The 9,533-nt window shown below is 62.1% G+C and carries 9 protein-coding genes and 1 pseudogene; 2 read left to right on the top strand and 8 right to left on the bottom strand.

All coding sequences use genetic code 11. From position 1 onward, the window contains the following. From ccsA to H1Y01_RS01895, 7 genes are all read right to left on the bottom strand, one after another. Positions 1-494, bottom strand: a 494-nt coding sequence (ccsA, locus tag H1Y01_RS01925; protein WP_180538406.1) for a cytochrome c biogenesis protein CcsA, incomplete at its 3' end; no start/stop codon positions are given. Between the two features lie 160 nt (positions 495-654). Further along, positions 655-1,470, bottom strand: a complete 816-nt coding sequence (locus H1Y01_RS01920; protein WP_180538405.1) for a carotenoid biosynthesis protein — start codon at positions 1,468-1,470, stop codon at positions 655-657. 104 nt (positions 1,471-1,574) lie between these two features. Continuing rightward, entirely contained in the window at positions 1,575-3,065 is a 1,491-nt protein-coding gene (locus H1Y01_RS01915) for a phytoene desaturase family protein (protein WP_180538404.1), read from the bottom strand. After that, positions 3,062-3,925, bottom strand: coding sequence for a polyprenyl synthetase family protein (locus H1Y01_RS01910; RefSeq protein WP_180538403.1), 864 nt, complete (start codon positions 3,923-3,925; stop codon positions 3,062-3,064). Before H1Y01_RS01910 ends, H1Y01_RS01915 begins: the two co-directional genes overlap by 4 nt. Beyond that, positions 3,892-4,701 carry an alpha/beta fold hydrolase gene (locus H1Y01_RS01905; RefSeq protein ID WP_180538402.1) on the bottom strand — a complete coding sequence of 270 codons (810 nt, stop codon included), beginning with the start codon at positions 4,699-4,701 and terminating at the stop codon, positions 3,892-3,894. The genes H1Y01_RS01910 and H1Y01_RS01905 overlap by 34 nt, the downstream gene beginning before the upstream one ends. Then, positions 4,691-6,145 carry a phytoene desaturase family protein gene (locus tag H1Y01_RS01900; RefSeq protein WP_180538401.1) on the bottom strand — a complete coding sequence of 485 codons (1,455 nt, stop codon included), beginning with the start codon at positions 6,143-6,145 and terminating at the stop codon, positions 4,691-4,693. Before H1Y01_RS01900 ends, H1Y01_RS01905 begins: the two co-directional genes overlap by 11 nt. Continuing rightward, entirely contained in the window at positions 6,142-7,134 is a 993-nt protein-coding gene (locus tag H1Y01_RS01895; RefSeq protein ID WP_180538400.1) for a phytoene/squalene synthase family protein, read from the bottom strand. The genes H1Y01_RS01900 and H1Y01_RS01895 overlap by 4 nt, the downstream gene beginning before the upstream one ends. A 63-nt stretch (positions 7,135-7,197) precedes the next feature. On the opposite strand from H1Y01_RS01895, the gene H1Y01_RS01890 reads away from it, so the two are divergent. Then, positions 7,198-7,602, top strand: a complete 405-nt coding sequence (locus tag H1Y01_RS01890) for an STAS domain-containing protein (RefSeq protein WP_180538399.1) — start codon at positions 7,198-7,200, stop codon at positions 7,600-7,602. A 232-nt stretch (positions 7,603-7,834) separates the two neighbouring features. On the opposite strand, the gene H1Y01_RS01885 is transcribed toward H1Y01_RS01890, so the two are convergent. After that, positions 7,835-9,043, bottom strand: coding sequence for a hypothetical protein (locus H1Y01_RS01885; RefSeq protein ID WP_219341187.1), 1,209 nt, complete (start codon positions 9,041-9,043; stop codon positions 7,835-7,837). 46 nt (positions 9,044-9,089) lie between these two features. On the opposite strand from H1Y01_RS01885, the pseudogene H1Y01_RS01880 reads away from it, so the two are divergent. Continuing rightward, positions 9,090-9,533, top strand: a pseudogene (locus H1Y01_RS01880) (3-dehydroquinate synthase); the annotation flags it as partial.

The raw sequence follows: 9,533 nt of genomic DNA, 5'->3' as shown, positions 1-9,533 counted from the left end.
GGAGATTTGTGCTTCAACTGGCGTTCCTGGAACAGGTAAAGAATGGCGGCGACGGCGGTAAACGTGAGCGCCGCATAGCCCGCCAGCGCAGCGACCACATGCACGATGAGCCAGGCGCTTCGCACCGTTGGACTGGTCCAGTTCCCGATCGGACTGCTCAGCGCAGCGGCGAGCGTCATCATGAACACTAGCGGGAAAATGAATGCGCTGAGACTTTGCAGCGGGTAGCGCCAGCTGGTTATGAGGAAGATTACGGTGACCGCAAACGCGCAGAGCGACAACGATTCGAAGATGTTGCTGGCGGGGAATGCGCCGGTTGCTAAGCCCTGATCGACTAATGAGACGAACTGGAAAACGCCGCCAAGACCGAAGGCGCCGAGAGCGATTTTGAATAGGTGGTCGCGCCGGTGAACCAGCGTCAGGATCGCGTACAGCAACCCGACGGAATAAAGGCCCGCGGCCACGCGAAGCCATAAAACACTGGTCTCAGACACGGAAATTCCAGTGTAGCGCTGTAATCGAGCGCCCGTCTGCGATGCAGCCCTGACTTGCTATGGGACTCTGTTGGTTGTATCGAAGTGTGCCTCAACGCGAAGAGATTGATCCGCGGCTAAAGGATCAATCCCGCAAAGAACGGTTCGATGCGATTGCCTCCTAAGTGCTGATCAGAACGTTGGAAGAAGCTCTCCATCGCCAATACCCTGCGCCGCAGAGCAAACAAAGCATCGAGCTTGGCACGAAAAACCCGTGGGCAAGTCCGATCAGGGCGAATAGCAGCAGCACCGTCGATCCGACGGCGAAGACATTCGGGTTGTGCCGCCCCGGGGGGAGACAGGCAAACAGGATCAGGCTGACTGCGAACCATCCGGCGTAGTTGGTCCAGGGGACTCCGTAGTAGCGGCCCGGAGTGCGCCATCGCCACAAATCGAGGATGCGCGTCGTGACGGGGTCGAGGCCGAGATCGACCGCCGTCATCACTGCCGCCGCGGCGAGCACGGGTAACCGCAACTGACGGACCCAGGCAAGAAGAATCACCCAGGCGCAGCCCATCGCCAGCGGGACGGCGAGGATCGCGAAACCGAGCACGGGCGTATAGTTGTAACGGCCGAATGGGAATCCGGTGGCAACACCGACGACTTCGATAGCGATACCGGCAACGAAGCTGATCGCGAGCGTACGCCAGTCATCAGGAGCGGCGATGAAAGTAAGGAGCGTGCCTACCCAGAGCAGCAGAGGCGCGGTCCAATTCATACCCGCCGGTGTTGCGCCGAAGAGGAAGTGACTGCCGACGCCGCCGAACCACAGAATGGCGTAGACGATCCAGAGGATGATGACGAACCACCCGTGTCGAAAATCCGAAAAGACCGCTCGCTCACGCGCGCGGCTCAGTAGATTCATTGCGTTCGAGAGATTCATTGCGTTACCGCGATTCATTCCGTTACCGCGATTCATCGCGCTACCGCGATTCATTCCGCTACCGCGATTCATTCCGTTACCGCGATTCATTGCGTTACCGCGATTCATTCCGTTACCGCGACTCATTGCGTTCCCGCGATTCATTCGGTTACCGCGATTCATTGCGTTACCGAGCCGCGACCGTGAGGGAGCCGGTTCTCATGCTTTGCGATCAGCATCGCAGTGATCTCGGCTGACAGCAGTACCGTTGGTGTTCCGCCGCCGGGATGCGTGCTGCCGCCGACGAGGTAGAGCCCCCGAACCTGCTGATTCTGATTGCGCGGTCGCAGGAACGCGTTGCGCCAGCCGTGCGAATCCGTGCCGTAAATTGCGCCGCCCGGCATGCGGTAACGCTCTTCGATGCGGCGCGGCGTCCAGATATCATGGACGGCAATGTCGGCATCGGGGATATCGAGTCCGCCTTGCCGCAGGCGCGACATCACGCGCGTTTTCGCGACGCAAATCTCCGTATCGGACCACTGGTCAGCTCGCGCCGGCGCGTTCGCCATCACGAATAGCGTTTCGCCGCGACCCTCCGGAACCAGCGACCGGTCGAGACGGCTGGGCGCGTTGACGTACACCGTCGGATCCTCCGGAAAGCGCGACTCATCGAAGATTTGCGAAAACTCGCGCCGGTAATCGGCTGAGAAGAAGACGGTATTCGCGGCCAGACGCGGCATCTCCGATCGTAGCCCGAAGAGCATGACGAAGCCGGACATCGATCGCGATGTCGCAGGTGGCGACGCCTCGCCCAGGAGTTCCGGCAGCGTCGCGGCATCTCCGTTCATCACCACGACGTCGGCTGGAATGCGTTCACCTGAACCGAGGCTTACGCCCGTCGCGATCCCACGCTCATGATCGATCGAGACCACCGGAGCATTCACGCACATTGTCACGCCGCGTTCTTCGGCGATGTTCACCAGTGCCTCCACAAGGCTATAGAGGCCACCCCGAACATACCAGCCTCCGAACGCAAACTCGATATAAGGAATGATCGCGAGCGTCGCCGGAGCGAGGTACGGCGATGACCCAACGTAGGTCGGATAGCGATCGAACAGTTGCCGCAAACGCGGGTTCTTGAAATGCGCGGCGACGGTGCGGTGGTAGTTGCCCCATCCATAGCGCCAGGGCATGTAGCGCAGCACCTCCCAGTCGCGCGCGCCCGGCGGGTCGTACGGCGTACGGCTAAGGAATGTTCGCCGCGACACTTCCCAGAGCCGCGAACCCAGTTCGAGGAAGCGGAAGAATCCGTCCTTGTCTTGGGGCGCGATTCGCTCAAGTGTTGGGATCCATTCGGGCAACGATGACGTGTAGCGGAAGCGCTCGCCATCGGGATACACGTAGTCGGCCAGCGACGGAAGGCGAACCAGCTCAATGTGATCCTCGATCCGTTCGCCGGCGGCGTGGAACAGATCGGCGAAGACCCAGGGCATGGTGATGAGCGACGGTCCCGTGTCGAAGGTGAATCCCGCGCTTGACCAGCGATTCATCTTGCCGCCCAACGTGGGTCCCGCTTCGCAAACCGTGACGTCCCAGCCGCGGGCGCGCAGGCGCAATGCGGTAGCGAGTCCCCCGAGTCCGCCGCCAATGATGACAGCGCGCCGGCTCACGCCGCGACGAGTCCCGCGCGGCCGAACTCGGTTGCGATCGCTTTGATGTGATCGACCAGCGGGGAACCGTTCGCGCCGAAGTGCCGATCGATGGATTCCGTGGCCCCGCTCACCAGTTCCAGAGCCTGCGCCCGACAGACTTCGGCGGCGAAGGCCGACGCGTGTGTGGCGCGGCCATTGCGCGCATCCTGCCGTTCGGTCTTGCCGGTAGCGCCGCAGTCCAGATACGCGTCCAGGAGGTCGTCGCAGATTTGATACGCTTCGCCGAGCGATTCACCGGCGGCTGCCAGCACTGCGACCGCATCAGGGTCAGCGTCGACGGCGAGCGCCCCCGCAACCAGCGTAAGCCGCATGAGGGCCGATGTTTTGCGATTGCGTGCAGCGGACGGAGCGGTGGAGGTGTTCAAGAGATCCACCGCCTGTCCGCCAATCATCCCGTTTTCACCGATTGCCTCGACCGCCTCAGAGAGCAACAACGGACAGCGTCCGAAGATCGCATAAGCCTGGTTCAACAGCGCAAGCGCGGCGAGCAAAGCGATGTCTTCGCCACAGGCTGCGTGCAAGGCAAGTTTGCCGCGCCGGAGATCGGCGTTATCCATGGCCGGAAGGTCGTCGAAGATCAGCGAACTCGCATGGAGGAACTCGATCGCGCAGGCTGCCGGAAGCGCCGTGTGCTCACAACCTCCGGCGGCTTTCGCGGCCAGCAGCGTCAACAAAGGGCGTGTCCGTTTGCCGCCGGGGAACATCGCATAACGGAGCGCAGCATTCAGGTGTTCCGCGCAGCGCAGCCGGCTCTCCGGCAGATGGTCCCGGAGCCCGCGCTCAATCAGCTCGCGATATGCGCATTCAGTGTGGGGCAAAGCGGCTCCTTGCGTTGAGTTGTATCGGTCTCGAACAGTAGACGGCACAACGCGCCCGTCGCTTCCTGAATGGGCAGGTGTCCGGCTCCCGGCAACACGACGGCGCGGGCATGGGGCAGCAGGTTCACGAAGCGCCGCGCCGATTCACGCACAGCGTCGAAACTCTTGTCCCCGTAGGCGAAATCGACCGGCATTGGAAGCGCGCGAAACGCTTCGATACCTCCGGCGTCGCGCAACACTTCGAGATACCGGAAGGTCGTCTCATGATCTACGCGCGAGAACCCATCCGTCAACGACGTTTCTTTGGCCCGTTTCGCGCTCAGCGACAGATTCGTCAGCGCGCGCCCGATCGGATTTGCAAAAGTCGAAAAGTAAGCGTAGCGGCCAATCACGGGATGCACAAAGACGCGGAGATACCAGGGCCAGAAAGCGAAGGCGTCAATTGCAACAATGCGGGCAACACTTCTCTCAGCGCCTCGCTCCGGCACGCGGAGTGCGGCGAACATCGCAAAATTCGCGCCGCTGCAATTTCCCACCAGCGTGACGGGGCAATCCAGCGTTTGCAGCCAGTCCGCGATTTCATCGGCGATCGCTTCGACAGTCCAGGCCCGCGGAGGCGGGGAATTGCCGCAACCCGGCAGGTCGGCGGCCAGGAAAGTAACGTCGGCGGGAAGCCTGCGGTACAGGGGCTCGAACGTCCGATGATCGCCGCTCCAGCCGTGCAGCGCCGCGAACACACGGGCGCCACGCACCGCGCCGAACCGCTCAACATGCATGCGCGAGAATCCTTTCCGCCGTCATGCGCCCGCTCAAGACGACCATCGGCATTCCCGTGCCGGGGGTGGTGCTCGCGCCGGTGTAGTAAAGGCCGCGAACGTCTGGTGACATGTTACGCGATCGCCACGGACCCATTTGAAACAATGTGTGCGCCGCGCCGAATGCCGAGCCGTCGTGCAACCCGAAACGGTGCTGCCAGTCGACCGGAGTCCACACTTCCTCGACCTCGATTCGCAACGGATCGAGTCCCAAACGTTGCAGCACGCGCGAGCGAACATCGGCCACGGTGGAATCCCAGTCGATTGCGTTCAGAAGGCTCAACACAGGAGTCGGTACGAGAACGAAGACGGTCGAGCAACCCGCGGGCGCAAGGTCGGGATCGGTCTCGGAAGCGACGCTGACGTAGAACGGAAGCTCATCGGGGATGGACCCGCTGGCGAGCTGGTCGAACGCGCGGCGATACGCGCCCGGCAGATAGATCGTGTGGTGTCCACCGGTCGCAAGATGTCCGCGCACACCCCAGTAGAACGTGAGAACACCGGGAGTCATCCGGCTCTTGTTCGGCGGCGCGCCCCGCAGCAGCTCGCGATTGGTCGTGGGCACATCGACGTTGGAGACGACCGTCTGCGCGGCGACAAATTCTCCGTTATCGAGTTCCACGCCCTGGGCCTTTCCGTCGCGTGAGACGATCCGCGAGACACGGCAGCCGGTTCGAATATCTGCTCCGAGCTCACGCGCGAGGCTCTCAATTGCGGCAACGACAGCGTAGATTCCACCCCGCGGCAGCCACAACCCGTAGGCCAGTTCTCCATAAGCGAGGATCGAAAACAAACCCGGCAGATCGAACGGCGATCCGCCCAGATACATCCCGTACGAGCCGAACGCTTCGCGGATGTAGCGGTTCTTGAAGAACCGGCGCAGCTCGCTATCGAGCGATCGCCAAACGCCCGTCCCCAGAAGCTCGCGGATGCTCAAACGACCGAGCCACTTCAGAGCGCTGTCGTCATTTTTCGTGACCAGCTTGTTGAAGCTCGTATCGAACTTCGCGGCCGCATCGCGCAGCCACGCAATCAAACGCGGACCGCATCCCGGTTCGAGCCTCTCGCACTCGGCGCGCAGACGTTCGAAGTCGCTCGAAAGGGAAAATACGGCGCCGTCAGGCCAGCGAAACTCAACCGAAGGATTTACCGGGATCAGCTCCACGTAGTCATGCAGATTGCGGCCGACGGAGCGGAACAGATCCTCAAACACCCACGGGTAATTCAGCAGCGAGGGACCGGTATCGAAGCGATATCCGCCGCGCTCGATCAGATTCGCGCGTCCGCCGGTACGATCATTCTGCTCGAATACTGTGACGGGCCGGCCCTGGGACCGCAGATGCACGGCCGCACTGAGGCCGCCTAAACCCGCGCCGACGATCGCCACATGGCCGGGAGTGCTCAAATCGCCCCCAGATACGCCAGCGGCAGACGCCAGTATTTGCTCGGCGGCAGCACACGGAATTTATCGACCATGGGAACGCGCTCGCGATGCATGACGCCTTGCTGGCTCGCTCCGATGCGGAGGTTCAGTTGACGATACACGTTGATGCAGGCTTGAATCGCGATGCGGCAATCGGGCGCGAAAGCGTCCAGATCGCGCTCGGCCGCCGCGTAGTGCTCTTCGGCCACGCGCGACAGGCGGCGCAGCACGCGGTCGAGCGCGGGGCGCGCATCCGGGTCCGCGGCCGTCTCCACCGAGAGCCCTTCGGCCCCCAGAAAGTCGCAGGGCAGGTACGTTCGACCGCGCCGGCGATCGTCGGGAACATCACGCAGAAAATTGGTCAGTTGCAGCGCGATGGCAAGATCGCGCGAAGCCCGGAGCGCGCGATCGAACTCCGCCGGGGCGCTGGGTCCGTATACGTAGGCGAGGAAATAGCCGACCACCGTTGCGCTCCCGTAGATATAGTTGTCGATCAGATCTTCGAGAGTTTCAAACGGCCGCGGCGTGACATCCAGCCGCATCGCGGCCAGAAACGATCGATAGTACTCCTGCGGGATCCCGTTGGTTCGTACCACTTGTCCGAAGGCGCCGGCAAAACAATTCGCCCCGGCAGCAACGGCTTCCTGAACCGATCCGCAGGCGAGGGCATGCTCATAATCCGCAGTCCACCGATCGAGCGCGCGGTTTTGTTCGGCTGCGGGGATCGGGAAGGTGTCCACGATCTCGTCGGGATAGCGCACCGCCGCATAAATCACTTCCACCTGGCGGCGCTTCACCGGCGGAAGAAAGCGGGTGACGATGAAAAAGCTGGTCGAATACGTTCGCAGAACCAGCCGCGCCGCGCGCGCCGCTGCGGCCCATGGCGCCTGGGGCTTGGCGCCTAAGAGGATGCGCTGCGCCGTCTCGCGCTCTAACTGACGCCATTCCTCCTGATTCCAGACCAAGTTCACTCTCCTACTGGATGCTCCGCCCGATTGACTGATTGTAGAAAATTCAATTGCTAGACTGTGCCTGTGGGCCTCGACATCGAACAGCGCGAGCGGGAAGGCATTCTGATCTTCGATCTTAAAGGCAGGGTGGTGATGGGACCCGAAGCCTCGCATTTCCGCGACACCCTGCATCCCCCGGTAGCCACGTCGGACGCCAAGGTTCTTCTGAATCTCGCCGAAGTCGCCTACATCGATAGTACTGGTTTGGGCGCCCTCGTGTTTCTTTCAAGCGCGGCTCGCAAGGCGAACAGCCAGGTCAAGCTGCTGGCCACGAACGCGCGAAATCTGGAACTGCTGGTTACGACGAAGCTGGAAACCATCTTCGAAAATTTCTCCGAAGAGCAGGACGCGATTAACAGCTTCTTCCCGGACCGCGCCGTGAAGAAGTTCGACATTCTCGAATTCGTTCGCGACAACGAGAACGACTAGCCGCGCGTGGTATCGACCGCTGCGTGACCGTCGCGGCTCCCTCGAAAATGACCCCCCAACATACACCGTTCCATCCGGATAGGGTCAACGCGGCTGACAGCGGACGACCCTCCCTTTCGGTCGGGCTCGGAGTGGGGCTGGTTGTGAACCGACGGATCATCCCGCACTCAATAGATTGAGTGTGTTTCAGAGCCGCGACCGTCAGGGAGCCGGTTCTACCACAAGCTGCCGGTCAGGCAGGCCGGCGGCGAAGATCGCGCAGCACGGCGAACGCCGGCGGCATGCGCTGACGCAGCAACATCCGGATGATCTGCAGCGCGCATCCCAAAAAGTAGAGTGCGGTGATGGCCAGGTGGACTCCCAGGACCGCGGTGGGCACGACCGAGAAGACGAACTGAACGAACCACAGCACAAAGAGCCCGGCTGCTTCCCACCACCACAACTCCAGATCGAGCAGCAGCAGCGCGCCAAGCAGACTTTGCGCCGCGGTCATTAACAATTCCATCTCCTGCTCGCGATCGAAATGGATCGCCGTGGGCCCGCCGCTCGCGATCGAAAGCACAATCGGAAGCATCGCCGCGAGCAGCGTCCACTGATTGATGTTGCTCGAGATCATATTCATCAGAGCGATGGACGCGCGATCGACCGTCCGCGCCCAGTAGAATGCCGACACTTTCTCGGGGAACTCGGAGACGAACGGAGCGATCCACTGGACGGCGACGAACTGGCTGATACCGGCCGCCGCAGCCACAGCCAGCAGACTTGCGAGGAACGGGGCCGCAACGAAATAGATCAGAACGCCGCCCGCTACGAAGAGCGCCGCGATGGCTGTATTGCGCACCGGCGGCCGGGCATTCACGATCGCGCGCGGAACGCTTTCGATCTCTTCGATTGCTTCTTCCGATTCCGGCGGCATGCATCGGAGCGTGTAGAGATAGCCCGCATAGAGCAGCACCAGGATTCCGGCATCGATCAATCCGAGCGAACCCTTGAAGAACATGACGAACGCCCAGGTAACGCAGACGATCAGCGTCACGATCTGAACGCCATCTTCCCGATCGAGGCAGACGCGCCGCAGCGCTCCATTCCCGCGCCGCCGGTGAGAGACCGCGGCCGTGACATAAATGAGCGGCCAACCGACACCGGTGAGTAAACGCAGCGCGCCCGTGAGGTTGGAGATCAAGAGCGGCGACTGACGATGCCACGCGAGAACCGCTTCCACGGCGAACTCGGGAAGCGTCTGCAGCAGTGCCAGGATGGCCAGAGCAAACCCTTGCGCGATGAAGAACTGCGCCGATTCCGCTCCCCACGCGATCAGCACGGATGCGACCAGCAACAGCGGTGCTGTCCAGAAAATGGACCATGGCGTTGCGTTGGACATGGTCACTGCCGCTGCGAGGAAGAACAGGCCGGACGCTATTCCACGGGTAGCGGCGTGCATCAGTCCATTGGATTCTAACAACCAGGGTCTCTGTTACAAATGGTTTGTGCCGCTATTTCATGTCGCGACGGGCCGTGAGCGCTACCCGGTCCTGGTGGATCGCGGCGCGCTGGCGCAGTGGCGGGAACATCTTCCGTCCGGCTGCGGCCAGGTCTTCGTCGTGACCGAGGAAAACATCTGGCGCATGCACGGTGCCCGGTTTGAACACGCGCCCGCGAAGGTTTACTTCCTTCCCGGCGGAGAAGAGACCAAGCGGCTGGCAACGCTGGAAGCCGCGGCCGACTGGATGCTTTCTTGCGGCGCCGACCGCACCAGCGTGGTCGTGGCGTTCGGCGGCGGCATCGTAAATGACATGGCGGGATTCCTGGCCGCCGTTTTCATGCGCGGGATTCCGGTGATTCAGGCGCCGACGACGCTGCTGGCACAAGTCGACGCGTCGGTCGGCGGCAAGACCGGCGTGAACCTGGCCGGCGGCAAGAATCTGATCGGC

Source organism: Nevskia soli (assembly GCF_903970205.1).
Taxonomy (GTDB): Bacteria; Acidobacteriota; Terriglobia; order Bryobacterales; family Bryobacteraceae; genus Bog-113.
Note: the sequence above shows the minus strand (reverse complement) of the source record. Positions and strands in the feature narration are given on the sequence as shown.

Bases quoted from the DNA above. Each gene is read 5' to 3' on its own strand.
- H1Y01_RS01905 (WP_180538402.1), bottom strand. From the start codon at position 4,701: ATGCATGTTGAGCGGTTCGGCGCGGTGCGTGGCGCCCGTGTGTTCGCG.
- H1Y01_RS01885 (WP_219341187.1), bottom strand. From the start codon at position 9,043: ATGCACGCCGCTACCCGTGGAATAGCGTCCGGCCTGTTCTTCCTCGCA.
- H1Y01_RS01920 (WP_180538405.1), bottom strand. From the start codon at position 1,470: ATGAATCGCGGTAGCGCGATGAATCGCGGTAACGGAATGAATCGCGGT.